We start from the raw sequence: 19,346 nt of genomic DNA, 5'->3' as shown, positions 1-19,346 counted from the left end.
CGGTCTGAATCCAGCCGCTCGTACACTGCAGTCCGCTCCCCAACGAGGCGTTGTGCATGTTTCCGTATCCGCTGGTGATCTTCGACCTGGACGGCACGCTGGTGGACAGCGCACCCAATATCGCCGAAGCGCTCAATGCCACCTTGCACGAACTTGGGTTGCAGCAGTTCAGCGAGGCAACGATTCGCGGCTGGATCGGCGAAGGCGTGCACGTGCTGCTTGCCACTGCCTTGCGCGAAGCCGGCGGCACGCACGATGCCGATACCGCGATGCCGGTGATGATGCGTCACTACGAAGCCAGCCTGCTGCATAACCCGCAGCTGTATCCCGGTGTCGGCGAGGCGTTGGCCGGCCTGCGCGAGGCCGGTGCCACGCTGGCGTTATGCACCAACAAGCCGTCGCGGTTTATCGCGCCGCTGCTGGAGCATCTGGGCATCGCGGCGCAGTTCAGCAGCGTGCTCGGTGGCGATTCGCTACCGCAGCGCAAACCCGATGCCGCGCCGCTGCTGCACCTGGCCAGGCAATTCCAGCATGCACCGCAGCAGTGCCTGATGGTTGGCGATTCGGCCACCGATGCAGCGGCCGCAAACGCAGCGGCAATGCCCTTGGCGATGGTGCGCTACGGCTATCTGCGCGGCTTCGATGTGCAGAGCTCCGGTGCGGTGGCGATCATGGATGACATGCGCGAGCTGCTGGCATTGACCTAGATCGACCGACAAAACGACCGCGCGGTAGCCAGGCGGACGTGATCGGTGCAGCGCGTCCTGTTTCCTTACCTGCGGTTCTGAGCCTAGCGTCCGCATCCAACCGACGATCGCTTCGTAGCTGCTGCTAGCTGCGTCTGGTGTATGGCGCGACGCGACAACGCGGTCGACAGCGGAGTGGGTGCGCTAGCTGGAGTTCGCAGCGGGGTTTTTGCGTGGCGTGCCGCTGACGTTGTGACCAAGCGCTGCGCGCAACGCTCGTAGCCATCGTGACAGGCACTGCCGCACTGCGCCGATACCAGGCGCCGCAACGGCGCTCCACCCACTGTGTGGGCTCAATCCTCGCGCGTCTGGCTCAGGTCCGCAGCGTCATCGTGTCCTTCGAGCATGTCGCCGTGCGTATCGTCGTTGTCCGCCCGCGCGTAGTGCACGGTTTCCACCGGGCCGGCGACCGCGCGACCGCGCACCGGCAACAGCGCACTGGCCGCTTCGTATTCGGCCAGCAAGGCATGCCGACGCGCTTCCGGCACGTCCTGCCAATGGCAATCGGTCAACGCACCTTCCAGCGAATACAGCAGATTGAGGCTGGGCTTGAAACCGGCGCGGCGGACTTTGACGAAGGCGCCCACCGCGCCCACTGCCTGCAGATCCTCCTGCGTACGCAGACCGACCTGGCGCAGCCACGCCGCACTTTTCGGGCCGATATTGCGCAGCCGTTCGGTGGTCACGTCAACGCACCGACGAAAATTTGCGCGATGGCTTCCAGACCCTGCTGATCGTCGGCGTCGAAGCGATCCAGCTCCGGGCTGTCCAGATCCAGTACGCCGATCAACGTATCGCCCTTGACCAATGGAATCACCAGCTCGGAGCGCGATGCCGAATCGCAGGCGATGTGCCCGGGAAACGCGTCCACGTCGGCAATGCGCTGGCTCTGTCGGGTGCTGGCGGCCGCACCGCACACGCCCTTGTCCAGCGGAATACGCACGCAGGCCGGCAAGCCCTGGAACGGCCCCACCACCAGTTCGCGGCCATCATAGAAATAGAAGCCGGCCCAGTTGAGCGACGACAGCGAATTGAAGATCAGTGCGGCCAGATTGGCGGCGTTGGCGATCCGATCCGGCTCGCCGTGCACCAGGGCTTTGGCCTGGGCGGTGAGCTGGGCATATTGTTCCGGCTTGCTGCCGGTCAGCGACGAGGTGGCGAACATGGCCGAAGTTTAGCAGCGGCCATCCGCAGCGGCATTGCGACTCAGCCGCGCGTTCGGATCCGCACGCTATGCTGCGCGCCCTCTCGGCAATGGCGGCCCGGCCGCAGGAACGAATGCATGCAGCACCCTGCGTTGTACGTCACCGGCACCGACACCGGCATCGGCAAGACCATGGGCAGCACGGCATTGCTGCATGCGTTGCGCGCGCGCGGACACACCGCGGTGGGAATGAAGCCGGTCGCCAGTGGCTGCGAACAGACGCCGGATGGCTGGCGCAATGAAGACGCGCTGGCACTGCAGGCGGCCAGCGACCCGCAACCGGACTACGCCACCCTCAACCCCTACGCCTTGCCCGCATCGCTGGCACCGGAGCTGGCCGCCGCCGATGTCGGCGTGACCCTGTCGCTGGACCCAATCGCACAGGCGTTTGCGCAATTGCGCCGCCAGGCCGAGGTGGTGGTGGTCGAAGGTGTCGGCGGTTGGGCCGCGCCGCTCAGCGCCGATCTGGACCAGGCCGATCTGGTGCGCGAGCTGCAACTGCCGGTGGTGCTGGTGGTCGGCGTGCGGCTGGGCTGCATCAACCACGCGCGCCTGACCGCCGCCGCCATCGCCGCCGACGGGCTGGAATGCATCGGCTGGATCGCCAACGAAATCGACCCGCAGATGGAGCGCGTCGAAGAGAACATCCAGATGCTGCACCAGCGGCTGGCGATGCCGTGCTGGGGGCGGATCCGTTGGCGCCCGGGCGCCGATGCCGCCAGCCAGGCGCAGGAGCTGCGGCTACCGATCTAGTAGCGCCCAGGCGGCAAGCGCGCCAGTACCACTCGCCGCGCGCAAGCCGCGGCGACAGATGGCCGGCAAACGCACAATAAAAAAGCCCGACAGAGGGAGGGATCTGTCGGGCCGGATTGCATGGGGGGAGGGACCCATGCAAAGACGCTGAATTTTTGGTGGCGGTTAGGTGCGCCGTGTCTTGCCTGCTGCGCCGGCCTGCTCGCTGCCGGTGTCGAACTGCTGCTTGGCAAACTGCCCAAGCTCGCTGGACATCTTCAAACCCATCCCGACCACTTCCTGATTGGCCGAGGCCAAACGTTCCAGGTTGTCGCGGGCCAGTTGCAGACCCTTCGGCCAGAACGTCTGGTAGGCACCCAGGTCACGTGCCTGCGCAAACTCACCCAAGAAACTGGTGGTGGCGGTGACGTTCTGCTCCAGCGTGTCCAATGCCAACTGATTGGCACGTGCTGCGGCAGAGGCGAACTGACTGGTAAAGCTGTTTTCGAACTGCGCCGACATTGCGAACCCCTTCGGGAAAGCCGTGACCGTTTGTTGCGTTGCAGCATACGCGGATATTGTTGCGATGCAACACGTTCCCTGAAGTTTTCCCAAACTTCGTTGGAAAGCTTTGCAATTCAATCGGTTAGATGATCGTCAAAAACGACGAAACCGCCCATCAGGCGGCTTCGGGTCAAACAGTGCGCATGCGGTCAACCGCGATAGCGGCAGCCGGACGTGCAGGTTTCGTGCACCACGATTTCGCTCAACTGCGGCAAGGCCGGCTTGAGCTGCTGCCAGATCCAGATCGCCAGCCGTTCGCTGGTCGGGTTCTCCAGCCCCTCGATGTCATTGAGGTAGTGGTGGTCCAGGCGGTCGTAGATCGGCTGGAAGGCCGCCTTGATATCGCCGAAATCCATGATCCAGCCGGTGTCGGCACCCGGTTCGCCGCTGACGTGCAGCTCGACCCGGAACGAATGGCCATGCAGCCGGGCGCACTTGTGGCCGGGCGGCACATTGGGAAGCCGATGCGCGGCTTCGAGCGTAAAGACTTTGAAGATATCCATGACGGTGATCGGCAAGCAGTAACGAAAGGGAAGGGCAGGTGCCGGCGTGGTGCCGGATCACGCAAGGGTCCGGACCGGCCGGGCCCGATACAAAGCAGGCCTGGATACAACGCGAGCCTGATACAACAAGGGCCGCATGGCGGCCCTTGTGCTCAGCAGACGCTGCCTATCAGGCGCCGCGGTTGGCCGGACGGCCAGCGCCGCCACGGCTGTCGCGCCGGCCGGCACCTGCGCCCGCATTGGCCTGACGCGGCCCGGCGCTGCGCTGACCACCCGGCTTCTTCGGGCCGGCATGTGCATGCGCCTGACGCGGTGCATCGCCATGCGGACGACGCGCGTGGCTCTTGCGCGGTGCGCGATCGCCACCCGGCTGTTCGGCACGGCCCGGGGCGCTGTTTCCCCAACGGATCGGGGTCTGCGGCTCGTAGCCCGGCACGTCGCGGATTTCCACGTCGCGGCCCAGCATGCGCACGATCTGACGCAGCAGCTTGGCTTCGTCCTGCGCCACCAGCGAAATCGCCTCGCCGGTGGAGCCGTTACGGCCGGTACGGCCGATACGGTGCACGTAGTCCTCGGCCACCATCGGCAGGTCGTAGTTGATGACCTTCGGCAGCTGGTCGATATCGATACCGCGCGCGGCGATATCGGTGGCCACCAGCACGGTCACGCGGCCGGCCTTGAAGTCGCTCAGGGCACGCATGCGCTGGCCCTGGCTCTTGTTGCCATGGATCGCCGCGGTCTTGATGCCGGACTTTTCCAGGAACAGCGCCAGCTTGTCGCTGCCATGCTTGGTGCGCGCGAAGACCAGGGTCTGCTCGCGGCTGTCCTGCGCCAACAGGTGCAGCAGCAGATCGCGCTTGCGCGCGCCATCGACCGGGTGCACGCGGTGGGTGATGCTCTCGGCCACGGTGTTGCTCGGGGTGACCTGGATCTGCATCGGGTTGCGCATGAACTCCAGCGCCAGCTGCTTGATGTTCTCTTCGAACGTCGCCGAGAACAGCAGGGTCTGACGGTCCTGGCGCGGCAGCTTGGTCAGGATGCGCTTGATCGACGGCAAAAAGCCCATGTCGAGCATGCGGTCGGCTTCGTCCAGGATCAGTACTTCGATGCCGGACAGATCCACGCTGCGACGCTCGATATGGTCGATCAGACGGCCCGGGCAGGCAATCAGCAGGTCCACGCCACGACGCAGGGTGTCGAGCTGGTTGCCCATGCCTACGCCGCCGTAGATCACCGCGCTGGGAATGCGCAGGTACTTGCTATAGCCGCGCAGGCTGTCGTGCACCTGGGTGGCCAGCTCGCGGGTCGGGGTCAGGATCAGCGCGCGCGGCTTGCGCGGGCCATTGACCGGCTGCGGGGTGGTGCCCAGGTGCTGCAGCAGCGGCAGGCCGAATGCGGCAGTCTTGCCGGTACCGGTCTGTGCGCCTGCCAGCAGGTCGTGACCGGCCAGCACCAACGGGATCGCCTGCTGCTGGATCGCAGTGGGGGTTTCATAGCCCTGCTCGGCCAACGCGCGCAGCAGGAAGGGCGCAAGGCCCAGGGATTCAAAAGACATCAGGAAGCTCCAAGTAAAGCGTCGCCACCAGGCCAGGCCCGGAGCGCAAACGCATTGCAGATGCAAAAAGTGAGGCTCGGAGCGTTCCCGTGAACCGCGCTGCGAGATGGTGGAACAACCCGATCAAGAAGCGATGGGTTTGTCGGCACCACGAAAGGCGTCGGGTGGGGCGGGCGAGCGGATCGATCGATCCTGGCCTCGCCGGCGGTCCCAAAGGGAAACGGACGGCCGCATGCAGACCAGACAAGTGTACGCGCGTTTGGCGCGCTGCACAAAAGACCGCGTCTGCGGTTGGGCTACGGGTCAGTTGTTTCAGGTGCAACCACTGTTGCAACAGGTCGTACAATCGGCCGATCAGCCACAGCAACAGGATCGTCATGAAGCTAGGTTCCCTGAAGGAAGGCGGCCGCGATGGCAGCCTGATCGTGGTCTCACGCGACCTGAGCAAGGCCGTGCATGCCACCGGCATCGCGCCGACGCTGCAGCGCGCGCTGGAAGACTGGAGCAACGTCGCGCCACGGCTGAACGCCTTGTCTGCCTCGCTCGACGACGGCAGCGCCGATGGCGTCTTCGATCTGGATCTGCAGGCGCTTGCTGCGCCGCTCCCGCGCGCTTACGAATTCGTCGATGGCAGCGCCTACCTGCCGCATGTGGAGCGGGTGCGTCGCGCGCGCAATGCCGACGTACCGGAGAGCTTCTACACCGATCCGCTGATGTACCAGGCCACCAGTGCCGGCTTCTACGGCCCGCGCGATGCCATCAAGGTGATCAGCGAAGACCACGGCATCGATCTGGAGGCCGAAATCGTGGTCATCACCGACGACGTGCCGATGGGCGCCTCGCCCGAACAGGCGGCCGCGCATATCCAGCTGATCGGCCTGGTCAACGATGTCTCGCTGCGCAATCTAATTCCGGCCGAGCTCGCCAAGGGCTTTGGGTTTGTGCAGTCCAAGCCGCGCTCGGCGTTGTCGCCGGTGTTCGTCACCCCCGACGAGCTGGGCGATGCGTGGCGCGACAGCAAGGTCCATCTGCCGCTGGTGACCCACGTCAACGGTGCCTGGTTCGGTGCGCCGGAAGCGGGCAACGACATGCAGTTCGATTTCGCCCAGCTGATCGCCCACGCCGCCAAGACCCGTCCGTTGTCGGCCGGCACGATTGTCGGGTCCGGCACCATCGCCAATCAGGACACCACGCTGGGCGCGTCGTGTTTTGCCGAACAGCGCGTGGTCGAGACCTTGCGCGATGGCAAGCCGAGCACGCCGTTCATGGCGTTCGGCGATGTGGTGCGGATCGAGATGTTCGATGCCAGCGGCGCCAGCATCTTCGGCGCGATCGAGCAGCGCGTCGAACGGCAGCCATCGCCATGACGCGCAGCGTCCTGCCGGCGGGCGCGGTCACTGGCGGTCGCGCATGAGCGCGGCGCTGGAGCTGTTTTCGTACTGGCGTTCGAGCGCGGCGTATCGCGTGCGCATCGGGCTGCACCTGAAGTCGCTGGCCTATGTCACGCACCCGGTGCATCTGGTGCGCGACGGCGGCGAGCAGCATGCCGCCGCCTACGCGCAACTCAATCCGCAGGAGCTGGTGCCGACGCTGCGCCACGGCGCGGTGGTGATTCCGCAGTCGCTGGCGATTCTGGAGTATCTGGAAGAGGCCTTTGCGGACAGTACGCAGCTGTTGCCAGCCGCCCCAGCCGACCGCGCCCGCGTGCGCGCGCTGGCGCAGGTCATCGCCTGCGATGTGCATCCGCTCAACAATCTGCGCGTCACCCACTACCTGGAGCGCAGCGTTGCGCTGGATGCGGCGCAACGCCAGCAGTGGACGCAGCACTGGATGCAGTGCGGTTTCAGCGCGCTGGAAGCGCAACTTGCGCAAGACCCGCGCACCGGCACGTTCTGCCATGGCGAGACGCCGGGCCTGGCCGATTGCGTGCTGATCCCGCAGCTCTACAACGCGCGTCGGTTCGAGGTCGATCTGACACCGTATCCCACCTTGCAACGGATCGAACGACAGTGCCTGGCACTCCCGCAATTCAACGCTGCCCGGCCAGAGGCCCAGCCCGACGCGGCGGTGTGAGTGTAGCGAGATGTCCGGGCGGCATCAGTCCTTCGGCCACCGTCCCTCACAGGCAGGGGACGTGCGGCGCGTTGAAGCGGTGCCTAGTATTGAAGCGGTGCTTAGTAAGGCGAGGGCTTGAACGACAGGCGTGATCGGCGCCAAACCCCAGCTCCGGGCCGCAACGGAAACAAATCAGTCGCAGCGGGCCGCAACAGAAACAGATCAGTCACAGCGCGCCGCAACGCGCGTGTCCGGTGCCCATGTCCTTCTCCCGCACGCGTGAGAAGGTGGCGCGCAGCGCCGGATGACGGCGCTGCCGCATTCCCAATCAAATAAACCCGTGACTGATCTTCGGCGCCGACGCTGCCTCGTAATCCGCGTACGGGTCGTGTTCGCCGGAGCCGCCTTCGGACAGGCGGAACTTCAGCGCCAGGCCATCGCGCGAATCGGCTGCACGTAGCGCTTCTTCCTGCTCGATCTCGCCGGTCTTGACCATGCGGAACAGGCATTGATCGAAGGTTTGCATGCCTTCTTCCAACGACTCTTCCATCGCCGCCTTGACCTCGTGCACCTGGCCGCGACGCAGCAGGTCGCGGATCATCGGGGTATTGAGCAACACCTCGGTGGCGGGGCGGCGGCGTCCATCCACGCCCTTGACCAGACGCTGCGAGACCACCGCGCGCAGATTCAGCGCCAGATTCATCAGCACGTTCTTGTGCGCGCTTTCCGGGAAGAAATTGAGGATGCGCTCGATGGTCTGGTCGGCGTTGTTCGAGTGCAACGTCGCCAGGCACAGATGACCGGTTTCGGCGAACGCGATGGCCGCCTCCATGGTCTCGGCATCCAGGATTTCGCCGATCAGGATCACGTCCGGCGCTTCGCGCATCGCATTCTTCAGCGCGCTCTGGAAGGCGTGCGTGTCCAGGCCCACCTCGCGCTGGTTCACGATCGACATCTTGTGCTTGTGCAGATATTCGATCGGGTCCTCGATGGTAAGGATGTGCCCGGTGGTGGTGCTGTTGCGGTGGTCGATCATCGACGCCAGCGAGGTCGACTTGCCGGAGCCGGTCGAGCCGACCACTAGCACCAGCCCGCGCGGGGTCATGATGACGTCCTTGAGCACCTGCGGCAGGTTGAGCTCTTCGATGCTCGGGATCCGGCTGCGGATGGCGCGGATCACCATGCCCACCTCGCCACGCTGCTTGAACACGTTCACGCGGAAGCGGCCGGCATCGGACAGGGCGATGGCCATATTGAGCTCGAGCTCGCGCTCGAACTGCGGCACCTGGCCTTCGTCCATCAATGAGTAAGCGATTTTCTTGACCATCCCCGGCGGCAACCCCGTGTTGCCGAGCGGGTAGAGCTTGCCTTCGATCTTGATGTACACCGGCGCGCCGGTGGTCAAGAACATGTCCGAGGCATTCTTTTCGGTCATCAGCTTCAGGAAGTAGCCGATATCCATGCGCAATGGTTCCCCAACAAACAGCAGCGTCTCGTTGCAAGTCCGCCGCAGGCTTCCGACAATGGCCGTGCTCGAGACTTCCTCGCTACGGCTCCCCTAATGACGGCTAGCTTCGCATACTTGCGGCGATCCCTGTATGGCATCGCCTGTTTCATGGTTCTTTCCTCTCCGGCCGCCGCCCAGGTGGCACCGGAGCTCACTGCCGCCGAACAGGCCGTACAACGTGCCACCCAGGCCGATGCCGACCAATACGCCCCGGATCTGGTCAATCTGGCCCGCCAGGAATTGATGCAGGCCCAGCAGGCGCAACTGGACAAGCGCCAGCGCAAGGAGGTGCCTCAGATCGCCCTGCGCGCCGCCGCCGATGCCGATCTGGCCAAGGCGCGCAGCGAAGAGGCCGTGGTCAGCGCCCAGCTGGAGCAACGTCGCAAGGAAGTGGCGCAGCTGCAGAACACCCTCAACACCGGGGAGAACGGCCGATGAAACTGCGTCCCTTGCTTTACATCGGCGCGCTGAGCCTGGCCACGCTGTCTCCGCTGGCCATGGCCGCCAAGGACGACCCGCAGGCCGACGCGCTCAATCGGCGCCTGGCAGCGTTGCAGAACGACCCACAGACCAGCGATCTGGCCCGCTACGAGCGGCTGCAGGCCCAGCAAAGCGTGGCGGCACTGGCCGAGGCCAAGCGCCGCGACCGCGATGCGCTGGTGTTTCTGGCCGACCGCCGGGTCGAGATCGCCGAGCTGACCGCCCGCACCGCACTGGCCCGGCGCGAGCTGGACCGCCTGGAAGGCACGCGCAACGATTTGCTGATCGAAGCCAGTCGCCGTGACGCCTCGCGCGCCCGGCAGGAGGCCGAGCGGCTGCGTGTGCAGGCGCAGATCCAGGCCGAGGAGGCCGAGCGCATGCGGCAGGCCGCCGAACAGGAAACCCTGGCCCGCCAGGATGCCGAGCTGGCGCTGACCAGCGTGGCCGGCAAGCAGACCGCCAAGCTCAATGCCGCCCAGCAGAAGGCCATCCAGCTCGCCCATGAAGAAGCCGAGTTGGTGGCCGGCGCCAAGCTGCCGTCGTCCAAGGTGGACAGCCGCGGCGAAGTGTTCTCGCTGGGCAGCGGCGCGTTTGGTGGCAAGGCGGCCTTGTCCGGCGATGCGGCCGGGCAGGCCAAGGCGTTGGCCGAGTATCTGAACATCGGCAAGAAGGGTCGGGTCAGCATCGTTGGCTTCGACAGCGATGCGGGCACAGCCAAGAAGCGTGCCGAGGCGCTTCGCGACGCGTTGGTCGCTGGCGGTGTCGCGGCCTCGCGGCTGCAGGTCAGTGCTGGCAAGGGTGCCGCCAGTAAAACGCGCGCGGCCGAGGTCGCTGTGGCGCCGTAGTGCAAGTGGTTGGAAGTTAAGGTCTTTTAACCCGGGCATGACGCCCGGTTGAACCGCGGTCACTGATTGCGCCAAGGAACGGCAAAAGCAGCCGTTCCGGCCTTGAACCCCCTCCGCGACCGGCGTAGGGTCGTACCTCCGGGCAGCAACTCCGCCGCCCGGAAAGTACGGAGGGCCGGGCCAGTGACGCAAAGGCACGCAGTGACGCAAGCGGTTGGAACAGATGGTGGTTTCGTCAGTGCGTCTGCCGTTGTGACCTTTGCCAACGTGACTCGTGGGTCTTCCATTCCCAAGCAGCGCCCTGTGCCGTTCGCGGCCGGGGCGTTCTTGTTTTAAGTGAAGGAGGTAACGCCATGTTCGAAGGGCAACCGCAGACCGAAATCGACGCATTGATCAAGTCCGATCCCGAGTTCAAGCAGCTGTACCAACGCCACAAGCTCTTGAACAAGAAATGCATGGATGCCGAACTTGGGGTGCTCCCCATCGACGACGTGACCTTGGGTCAGATGAAACGCGAAAAATTGCAGGCCAAAGAAAAACTCACCCGGATGTACGACCAGCTCACGCACTGATCCTTCCCCACCGTTAGAACAAGTTCACCGTCGCGGGCGGTGGCAGCCTCCTCGTCGGCTGTCACCGTCCGCGTCTTTCGTTTTGGCAGAGGCCTGTTGTGCGACGCGCTGCTCGTTGTGAGCAGTTGAGCACGCTTGTTCATGGGCGGGCACGATCGTTTCCCGCCTGAATGAGCATTCCCCGGCCGTTCGTCGGATAATGATCGGCCTAGCCCGCGCGGCGCAGCGACGATATCCCGATGGCGATTCATTCCTCCGTACTCGAACTGATTGGCAACACGCCGATCGTCAAGGCCCAGCGCCTGGACACCGGCGTCTGCGAGCTGTTCTTCAAGCTGGAGGCGAACAATCCGGGCGGGTCGATCAAGGATCGCATCGGCCTGTCGATGATCGAAGCGGCCGAGCAGCGCGGCGACCTCAGCCCCGGCGCCACGCTGGTGGAAGGCACGGCCGGCAATACCGGCCTGGGTCTGGCCCTGGTGGCGCAGCAGAAGGGCTATCAGCTGATCCTGGTGGTGCCGGACAAGATGAGCCGCGAGAAGATCTTCAATCTCAAGGCCATGGGCGCCAACGTGGTGCTGACCCGTTCGGACGTGGCCAAGGGCCACCCGGAGTACTACCAGGACCTGGCTGCCAAGATCGCCGCCGAAACCCCCGGCGCGTACTTCATCAATCAGTTCGGCAACCCGGACAACCCGGCTGCGCATGAATTCGGCACCGGCCCGGAAATCCTGGCGCAGATGGACGGCCAGCTGGACGCGATCGTGTTCGGCTGCGGCAGCTCCGGCACCATGACCGGCCTGTCGCGCGCCTTCGCTACCGCCTCGCCGCATACCGAACTGGTGCTGGCCGACCCGGTGGGCTCGATCCTGACCCAGTACATCGAAGAAGGCACGGTCAGCGAGAAATCCGGCAGCTGGCTGGTCGAAGGCATCGGCGAAGATTTTCTGCCGGATATCTCGGATTTTTCGCGGGTCAAGAAGGCCTATTCGATCAGCGATGCCGAAAGCTTCCACACTGCGCGCGAGCTGCTGGCCAAAGAAGGCATCCTCGGCGGCTCGTCCACCGGCACGTTGCTGGCCGCAGCGTTGAAGTATTGCCGCGAGCAGACCACGCCCAAGCGTGTGCTGGTGTTCGTGTGCGATACCGGCAACAAGTATCTGTCGAAGATGTACAACGACTACTGGATGCTCGACAACGGTTTCCTGGAGCGCCCGCAACATGGCGACCTGCGCGACCTGATCCTGCGCCCGTACAACAAGCGCGACACCGTTGTCGTGGGTCCAAAGGATCTGCTGACCACCGCCTACCAGCGCATGAAGCTCTACGACGTGTCGCAGCTGCCGGTGATCGATGATGGCCAACTGGTCGGCATCGTCGACGAAAGCGATGTGCTGCTGCATGTGTATGGCGACGAAGCGCGCTTTCGCGATCCGATCTCCACTGCCATGGTCAGCAAACTCGATCGCCTGGATGTCGCTTCCCCGATCGAAGCGCTGCTGCCGGTGTTCGACCGCGGCCAGGTCGCCATCGTCATGGACGGCACGCAATTCCTGGGCCTGATCACCCGCATCGACCTGCTCAACTACCTGCGTCGCCGCGTGCAGTGATCGCGCAAGGCCGCGCGTGTCGGTGAGACGCGCGGCATTGGCCGTTCAGACCTGCTTGATACAATCGCCCACTTTTTCCGGGAACCTCCATGTCCAACCGCACTACCAAGAGCCACGATGGCGAGCGCACATTGGCGCTTGCAACGCTGGCGATCCATGGAGGGCAGTCGCCAGATCCCAGCACCGGCGCAGTGATGCCGCCGATCTACGCGACGTCCACCTACGCGCAGTCCAGCCCCGGAGAGCATCAGGGCTTTGAGTACTCGCGCACCCATAACCCGACGCGGTTTGCGTACGAGCGCTGCGTTGCCGCGCTGGAAGGTGGCACGCGCGCGTTCGCGTTTGCCTCGGGCATGGCCGCCACTTCCACCGTGATGGAATTGCTGGATGCCGGCAGCCACGTGGTAGCGATGGACGACCTGTATGGCGGCACTTTCCGCCTGTTCGAGCGCGTGCGCCGCCGCACCGCCGGCCTGGATTTCAGCTTCGTCGACCTGACCGACCCGGCCGCCTTCGAAGCCGCGATTCGCCCCGATACCAAGATGGTGTGGATCGAAACCCCGACCAACCCGATGCTCAAGCTGGTCGACATCGCAGCGATTGCTGCCATCGCCCGCAAGCATGGCTTGCTGATCGTGGTCGACAACACCTTCGCCTCGCCGATGCTGCAACGCCCGCTTGAGTTGGGCGCCGACATCGTCGTGCATTCGGCCACCAAGTACCTCAACGGCCACTCCGACATGGTCGGCGGCATCGCGGTGGTTGGCGACAACGCCGAGCTTGCCGAACAACTGGCCTTCCTGCAGAACTCCATCGGCGGCGTACAAGGCCCGTTCGACAGCTTCCTCGCCCTACGCGGATTGAAGACCTTGCCGCTACGCATGCGCGCGCACTGCGAGAACGCACTGGCGCTGGCGCAGTGGCTGGAAACCCATCCCGCCATTGAAAAGGTGATCTACCCCGGCCTGGCCTCGCACCCGCAGCACGCACTGGCCAAGCGCCAGATGTCCGGCTTCGGCGGCATCGTCTCCATCGTGCTCAAGGGCGGTTTTGACGCAGCCAAGCGCTTCTGCGAAAAGACCGAACTGTTCACCCTGGCCGAATCGTTGGGCGGCGTGGAAAGCCTGGTCAATCATCCCGCCGTCATGACGCACGCCTCCATCCCAGTAGCCCGCCGCGAACAACTCGGTATCAGCGATGCGCTGGTGCGGCTGAGCGTGGGGATTGAGGATGTGGGGGATTTGCGTGGGGATTTGGAGCGGGCGCTTGCGCGCTAAGCAGCGCATCGATGTATTGGGAGCCCGTCGCTCATCGCGCGACTTGGCAGTAGCCAAATGAAGGTGGGTACCTTGCGACTTTTGCCGAGCACCGGGTTCGTGCGTTCGGTCTTGGTTGGGGCAATCCGCTACGTTCTTGTGCGACCGTCTTTGAAGCGCACGTTGATGCATGCGTTGTCCGCGACACCGGGTTTACTGATGGCGGTCAAACGCATTGGGGTTCGTTTTGGGTTGGGCGGGTTAATGGGGCCAGGTCACTTGGCGATCAATGGAAGGGTGCGCAATCTTGCGTCGCAAGCGCACATGACTGCGCGTGCCGCCCGGATCTACGAAGATCTGCGTCGGGCCATGGCCGCCAGGGATCATTGAGTCGTGCGCATCGCCATCGACCTACAGGCAACCCAGACCGCCAGCAGGCATAGGGGGATTGGACGATATTCGCTTGCGCTGGCTGAGGCGATGCTGCGTGAGCCGCGCGCGCATGAGTTCTGGCTGGTCATCAATGGCGACATTGCCAGCGACGCCATCGATTCGCTCAGCGCTCTGCTGCCACCGGAGCGCGTGGTGGCATTCCGAACGGCCCAGCCTGTGCATTGGCGCGATCCGGCAAACGCTTGGCGGCGAAGGGCTTCAGAGCAGATGCGCGAGTCGTTTCTGCAGGCCTTGCAGCCGGATATCGTGCACGTCACCAGCCTGATCGAGGGTGCAAACGATGGAGCGGTTACCTCTATCGGTCTTAGGGAGGGTGCCTCTCGCACTGCTGCGACCTTGTACGACCTCATCCCGCTCCACGATCCGCGATACATCGCCACCCCATGGGCAGCAGCATGGTACGAAGACAAAGTTGCCTCGCTGCAGCGGGCCGATGTATTGCTCTCGATCTCCGATTACGTTCGAAACGATGCGATCGAGCGGTTATCGGTTCCGCCAGAACGCGTGGTCAATATCTCGTCTGCGGCCTCGGAGATCTTCAGACCCATCCATGTCGATAGCGTGCTGCGTGGGCGATTTGCGCATGAGCATGGAATCGTCGGCAACTACCTGATGTACAGCGGGGCCATGGATCCTCGCAAGAATCTGGAGGCCCTGGTCGCGGCATATGCGCTGCTGGGTCGAGAGATGCAGAAACGCTATCAGCTAGTGGTCACAGGCCACCTCGACGAATTGGAGCGCGAGCGGATTGCGCTGGTTGCGCGTCGATTGCAACTGCCGCCGGACCGAATTGTTTGTACCGGACGCGTTACTGATCAGTCTCTGGTCGAACTATATTGCGGTGCTGAGCTATTCGTCCTGCCTTCTCTGCAGGAAGGATTCGGCTTGCCGTTGCTGGAGGCGATGGCCTGCGGAACCGCCGTAATTGGTGCCCGCGCCAGCAGCATTCCAGAAGTGCTTGGGCGCGAAGATGCCTTGTTTGATCCGACGGATCCTGCGGCCATCGCAGAAGCGATACATCGCGTCCTGGGAGATTCTGATTTTGCGCGCAGCCTCCGCGATTACGGCCCACAACGCGCACGTGCTTTCTCCTGGGCATGCAGTGCATCGCGTGCACTAGATGCATTTGAGGCTTGTGGCCAGCTCCATCCGGCCAGTCAGTGGGGCTGGCGCGAAGCAAGCGAGGCGTTAGAGAAAACGCGTGCTGCGCTCGTCACGGAATTGGCGCACGCCCGCGTCGCTCGCGAGCCGGTTGCGGATGCGGACCTCATGCAGGTGGCGGTCGCCATGGATGCAAACGAAGATTTGGCGCGTGACGTGTTGCGGCGGCAATATCCGCTCCCCCAGCGTCCCTCGTGGCGTGTCGAAGGTCCATTCGACAGTAGTTATAGCCTTGCCTTGGTGAACCGTGAGCTGGCGCGTGCGCTTGATGCGCAGGGTTTGGATGTGCTGCTGCATTCGACTGATGGCTCGGGAGACTTCGACGCCAATCCACAGTTTCTTGTTTCCGATCCGGAGATTGAACAGCTTCATTCGCATGCTTTTACAAGCGCACCGGCTGCGGCCGATGTGTGCAGCCGGTTGCTGTATCCGCCTCGCGTTGCCGACATGGAATCCCGGTTCAACCTGCTTCATGCGTATGCTTGGGAGGAGTCCGCGGTACCTGATGCTTGGATTGCTGATTTCAATGAGTTCGTCCAGGGTATCTCCGCGCTATCAACTCATGTCGTCAAAGTGTTGGTGGACAGTGGCGTAGCGATCCCGGTTGGAGTCTGTGGCGCTGGCGTGGATCACTGGGAGCGGATTCCTGCGGCAGATGGCCCTTCATTGCAGCGGCGTGGTTTCAGTTTTCTCCACGTCTCTTCCTGCCTTCCCCGCAAGGGCGTGGATGTCCTGTTGCAGGCCTATGGCGATGCCTTTAGTGATAGTGATGACGTCTCGCTGATCATCAAGACCTTCGCCAACCCTCAGAACGATGTGCGTCGTCTGCTGCATGAAGCACAATGCGCTCGGGCTGACTTTCCTCATGTGATTCTGATTGAGGAAGATATCGACAGTGCCAGCTTGAAACATCTTTATGCGCAGTGCGACGTGATGGTTGCTCCCAGCCGGGCGGAGGGCTTCGGACTACCGTTGGCAGAGGCGATGTTGTCTGGGTTGGCTGTTATCACCACTGCTTGGGGTGGTCAATGCGATTTTTGCAATGACCAGACAGCTTGGTTAATTGATTACGAGTTCGCGACTGCTGAGACAGTGTTTGGTCTGCCTCACTCGGTTTGGGCTGAACCCTCGCGGGCGGAGCTATCTCGACTCTTGCGCGAAGTGCACCGCCTCACCCCCGAGCAGCGAAACGAGCGAACCCGTCGTGGTCAACAGCTACTGCAGCATCACTTCCGGTGGACGGATGTGGCGCAGCGGCTATTGGCATTTGTTCGCGACCTATGGGCTCGGCCGATTCGCACTGCTACGCCTCGAATTGCCTGGGTTGTGCCATCGTCGCTAGCCGCCGGTGCAAGTAGCCCGCTCGCTGAGCTGGGTGGGAGTCTACCTGGCGAGTTAGCGCTATTCGAAATCGAATCATCGATCGTATCTTCAGACTCGACGATGGAGGAAAAGTTGGACTCTTTGTCTGACCCAACCCAGTGCGCAACTCGATCTTTTCCTACCATCGGCCGTCAGCTGACCAATGCGGTAGTGATCGATTATCCTGACATTCTGCAGCATCAACATTGGTTCGCTGGCCTCTTGGAGGATCAACTCGATCGTGGCCGAATTGTCGTTGTGCTGTTGCGTCAGATTGCCACGCCACATCCTTGGGATCCTGCGCTGATCTGTGCGGTCAAGCGGTGCGATCGGGTCCTGGTCGCGAGTGTTGCTGATCTCAATCTGCTCAAGATCCAGGGCGTCACTGCAAACACGGCAGTTTTGCCGACATTGCGGTGCAACTTAGAGATCCAAAAATCTGCGTTGCGCTTGTGGAGCATCGTCCGTTCACTGCTGTGGCAGCGAGACACTGACCCTTTGATCTTAGCGCAACGGCATGGATAGGTGGTCTGCTCATGATGGTCTCCTTCTCGGCTTCCCTCTCCCGGTCTCTGCGATTGTGCCAATTCTAATTCTTCTCTCTTGGGTAAGCTTAATCTCATGAAAGACCTGCTGCGACCCCTATGGGTATACAGATACTTCATCTTCTCTTCAATTAAGAACGAGTTGAGGATGCGTTTTATCCAAAGCAAGCTTGGTGCGATGTGGATGATCATCCATCCGTTGATGCAGGTGCTGATCTTCGCGACGATCCTTTCTGAGGTTCTCTCGGCGAAGCTGCCTGGAATCGATAATAAATATGCCTATGCGCTGTATCTAATGTCTGGAACCCTATGCTGGGGCATGTTTAACGAGACCATCAATAAATGTGTCTCGTTGTTCGTGGAAAATGGGAATCTGATGAAGAAAATGGCTTTCCCGAGGATATGTCTCCCTTTCATCGCCGGAGGGGCGATGCTAGTGAATAATCTCTTGCTACTGTTTGCCATCTTTATTGTATTTGCCGCGCTGGGCCATTTTCCAGGGCAGCAAGTCCTCTGGTTGCCATTCCTGTTGTTGCTGACATTGACCTTCGCGATGTCGGTCGGCTTGTTGCTGGGAGTGTTCAATGTATTCATGCGCGATATCGCCCAAGTGGTGCCAGTGGTACTGCAGGCGCTTTTCTGGCTGACGCCCATCGTCTATAACATCAGCATTCTTCCCGAGGACGTTGCCAGAGTCTTCAAACTCAACCCTCTGTTTCCGCTGGTGACGGCATATCAGCAGGTGCTGCTTTACGACAAAATGCCGGATTGGCGCTTGTTGATGCCTCTGTGTGCGGCAACTGCAGTATTAGGGCTAATGTCGTTGGTAGTGTTTCGACGTGCCAGTCAAGAAATGGTAGATGCGCTATGAGTGATGTCGTGATGCGCGTGGAGGGCGTCGGCAAGGCCTATCGGGTCTGGAGCAGTCAATGGTTGCGTGCGGCCAGTTGGTTTGGTGCTCCAGTGAAGGCGCGCGAGGAACATTGGATCCTGCGCAATGTATCGTTTTCGATCAAGAGCGGAGAATCTGTTGGCGTGGTGGGGCGTAACGGCGCGGGGAAAAGCACGCTACTGAAACTGATCACGGGAACCGTGCAGCCTACGGAAGGAACTATAGTTCGATCAGGGCGAATCGCGGCAATCCTGGAGTTGGGCATGGGATTCAATCCGGATCTGACCGGTAGGCAGAATGCTTACCATTCTGCAGGTTTGATGGGGTACTCCCAACAGCAAATCGATGCGGCCATGCTCGGAATCGAGGAGTTCGCCGAGGTCGGCGAGTACTTCGATGCGGCAGTACGGACTTACTCCAGCGGAATGCAGGTGCGGGTGGCGTTCGCCGTGGCGACCGCGTTCCGTCCTGACGTACTGATCGTCGATGAGGCGCTTTCCGTGGGAGACGCATACTTTCAGGCGAAGTGCTTCAAGCGCGTCCAGGAGTTCAAGGAGAAGGGAACAACATTGATCCTGGTAAGTCACGCAGTTGGTGACATCGTTAAGCACTGCGAGCGCGTGCTATTCATCAAGGATGGCGGGGTCTCTGCGGATGGCCCGGCGCGTGAAGTTTCCAATCTGTATTTAGACGAGCTTTTTGGGAGAAAGAACAGCTCTAATGCCATGCGTTCGGACGAACCTACTGAAGCGATCCCAGGCGAAAGCATTGATGACGTAGTCAATACTCGTCCTGGGTATAACCGCAATGAGCATCGATGGGGACAGGGAGGAGCGAAAATCGTCGATTATGCGGTGATGAGTGGTGGCGAGCGTTTCCCTGCGCGTATCGACAGCGGAGCCGTCACGAAGTTCTACATGAAGATCGTTTTTGAGCGTGACTTCGATAATGTCGTCCCAGGCTTGCTGTTGAAGACACTCGAAGGGCTGTTCCTCTATGGGACAAACTCATTCTTGGCGAGCGACGGACGGCAAATGCTTTCTCCACGCGCGGGGGATGTGATTACCTGCCATTTTGCATTGCCTTTGAGCGTCAATGAGGGGCATTACATGGTTTCACTGGGTATATCGAGCGGCGACCCACTCGGAGAGCTGGTGCCCCTGGACAGACGCTATGATGTCATCTTGCTGGACGTCAGTCGTCCTATGCAGTTCTGGGGCATCGTTGACTTGAAAGCGGAATTTTCCGCAGACGTTCCTTGACAGCCGCATCTATGCGCGCCATCGGCGTGCCGCTAATCTTAG

Annotated in this window: 19 protein-coding genes; 12 read left to right on the top strand and 7 right to left on the bottom strand. The window is 62.2% G+C overall.

Going from position 1 to position 19,346, the window contains the following annotated elements:
• Positions 1-56: 56 nt before the first annotated feature.
• Entirely contained in the window at positions 57-707 is a 651-nt protein-coding gene (gene gph, locus ACZZ0O_RS01900) for a phosphoglycolate phosphatase (RefSeq protein ID WP_311238796.1), read from the top strand.
• Positions 708-1,039: 332 nt separating this feature from the next.
• On the opposite strand, the gene ACZZ0O_RS01895 is transcribed toward gph, so the two are convergent.
• Together ACZZ0O_RS01895 and ACZZ0O_RS01890 are read right to left on the bottom strand one after the other, a co-directional pair.
• Entirely contained in the window at positions 1,040-1,432 is a 393-nt protein-coding gene (locus ACZZ0O_RS01895; RefSeq protein WP_323516682.1) for a TfoX/Sxy family protein, read from the bottom strand.
• Positions 1,429-1,911, bottom strand: coding sequence for a GAF domain-containing protein (locus ACZZ0O_RS01890; protein WP_323516681.1), 483 nt, complete (start codon positions 1,909-1,911; stop codon positions 1,429-1,431). Before ACZZ0O_RS01890 ends, ACZZ0O_RS01895 begins: the two co-directional genes overlap by 4 nt.
• A 117-nt stretch (positions 1,912-2,028) precedes the next feature.
• Here ACZZ0O_RS01890 and bioD point away from each other — a divergent pair, with 117 nt between their 5' ends.
• A complete protein-coding gene (bioD, locus tag ACZZ0O_RS01885) occupies positions 2,029-2,703 on the top strand; it encodes a dethiobiotin synthase (RefSeq protein WP_463592066.1) in 675 nt (224 codons plus the stop codon).
• A gap of 165 nt (positions 2,704-2,868) precedes the next feature.
• Here the strand turns inward: bioD and ACZZ0O_RS01880 are convergent, their stop codons facing one another.
• From ACZZ0O_RS01880 to ACZZ0O_RS01865, 4 genes are all read right to left on the bottom strand, one after another.
• Complete coding sequence (locus ACZZ0O_RS01880; protein ID WP_463592065.1) at positions 2,869-3,204, bottom strand: phasin family protein; 336 nt, start codon at positions 3,202-3,204, stop codon at positions 2,869-2,871.
• A 191-nt stretch (positions 3,205-3,395) separates the two neighbouring features.
• Positions 3,396-3,749, bottom strand: a complete 354-nt coding sequence (gene queD / locus ACZZ0O_RS01875) for a 6-carboxytetrahydropterin synthase QueD (protein ID WP_055850251.1) — start codon at positions 3,747-3,749, stop codon at positions 3,396-3,398.
• Between the two features lie 169 nt (positions 3,750-3,918).
• Entirely contained in the window at positions 3,919-5,304 is a 1,386-nt protein-coding gene (locus ACZZ0O_RS01870; RefSeq protein WP_055848080.1) for a DEAD/DEAH box helicase, read from the bottom strand.
• Positions 5,294-5,683: a hypothetical protein gene (locus ACZZ0O_RS01865; RefSeq protein WP_153066583.1), complete on the bottom strand. Its 390-nt coding sequence runs from the start codon at positions 5,681-5,683 to the stop codon at positions 5,294-5,296. The genes ACZZ0O_RS01870 and ACZZ0O_RS01865 overlap by 11 nt, the downstream gene beginning before the upstream one ends.
• On the opposite strand from ACZZ0O_RS01865, the gene ACZZ0O_RS01860 reads away from it, so the two are divergent.
• Positions 5,682-6,671, top strand: a complete 990-nt coding sequence (locus ACZZ0O_RS01860) for a fumarylacetoacetate hydrolase family protein (protein ID WP_463592064.1) — start codon at positions 5,682-5,684, stop codon at positions 6,669-6,671. The two genes, ACZZ0O_RS01865 and ACZZ0O_RS01860, sit on opposite strands and share 2 nt — an antisense overlap.
• Positions 6,672-6,714: 43 nt before the next feature.
• On the top strand, positions 6,715-7,377 hold the full coding sequence (maiA, locus tag ACZZ0O_RS01855; RefSeq protein WP_463592063.1) for a maleylacetoacetate isomerase: 663 nt from the start codon (positions 6,715-6,717) through the stop codon (positions 7,375-7,377).
• 310 nt (positions 7,378-7,687) lie between these two features.
• Here maiA and ACZZ0O_RS01850 read toward each other — a convergent pair whose 3' ends face one another.
• Entirely contained in the window at positions 7,688-8,821 is a 1,134-nt protein-coding gene (locus ACZZ0O_RS01850) for a PilT/PilU family type 4a pilus ATPase (protein ID WP_115562920.1), read from the bottom strand.
• A 99-nt stretch (positions 8,822-8,920) separates the two neighbouring features.
• Here ACZZ0O_RS01850 and ACZZ0O_RS01845 point away from each other — a divergent pair, with 99 nt between their 5' ends.
• The 8 genes from ACZZ0O_RS01845 to ACZZ0O_RS01810 all read left to right on the top strand — a co-directional run bounded on the left by ACZZ0O_RS01845 (position 8,921) and on the right by ACZZ0O_RS01810 (position 19,304).
• Positions 8,921-9,304, top strand: a complete 384-nt coding sequence (locus ACZZ0O_RS01845; protein ID WP_055848089.1) for a DUF4398 domain-containing protein — start codon at positions 8,921-8,923, stop codon at positions 9,302-9,304.
• The gene (locus ACZZ0O_RS01840) at positions 9,301-10,191 is read left to right on the top strand and encodes a hypothetical protein (RefSeq protein ID WP_463592062.1); all 891 of its coding nucleotides are present in this window, start codon (positions 9,301-9,303) and stop codon (positions 10,189-10,191) included. The genes ACZZ0O_RS01845 and ACZZ0O_RS01840 overlap by 4 nt, the downstream gene beginning before the upstream one ends.
• Positions 10,192-10,544: 353 nt before the next feature.
• Positions 10,545-10,763, top strand: coding sequence for a YdcH family protein (locus ACZZ0O_RS01835; protein WP_005991804.1), 219 nt, complete (start codon positions 10,545-10,547; stop codon positions 10,761-10,763).
• A 239-nt stretch (positions 10,764-11,002) separates the two neighbouring features.
• A complete protein-coding gene (locus ACZZ0O_RS01830; RefSeq protein WP_463592061.1) occupies positions 11,003-12,373 on the top strand; it encodes a pyridoxal-phosphate dependent enzyme in 1,371 nt (456 codons plus the stop codon).
• 89 nt (positions 12,374-12,462) lie between these two features.
• Positions 12,463-13,650, top strand: coding sequence for a cystathionine gamma-synthase (locus ACZZ0O_RS01825; RefSeq protein ID WP_463592060.1), 1,188 nt, complete (start codon positions 12,463-12,465; stop codon positions 13,648-13,650).
• 372 nt (positions 13,651-14,022) lie between these two features.
• Positions 14,023-17,130, top strand: a complete 3,108-nt coding sequence (locus tag ACZZ0O_RS01820) for a glycosyltransferase (RefSeq protein WP_463592059.1) — start codon at positions 14,023-14,025, stop codon at positions 17,128-17,130.
• A gap of 96 nt (positions 17,131-17,226) precedes the next feature.
• Positions 17,227-18,021 (top strand): ABC transporter permease, encoded by a 795-nt coding sequence (locus ACZZ0O_RS01815; protein ID WP_463592058.1) that lies wholly within the window; start codon positions 17,227-17,229, stop codon positions 18,019-18,021.
• Positions 18,018-19,304 carry an ABC transporter ATP-binding protein gene (locus ACZZ0O_RS01810; protein ID WP_463592057.1) on the top strand — a complete coding sequence of 429 codons (1,287 nt, stop codon included), beginning with the start codon at positions 18,018-18,020 and terminating at the stop codon, positions 19,302-19,304. The genes ACZZ0O_RS01815 and ACZZ0O_RS01810 overlap by 4 nt, the downstream gene beginning before the upstream one ends.
• Positions 19,305-19,346 lie beyond the last annotated feature (42 nt).

Source organism: Xanthomonas sp. AC360, assembly GCF_979258225.1.
Note: the sequence above shows the minus strand (reverse complement) of the source record. Positions and strands in the feature narration are given on the sequence as shown.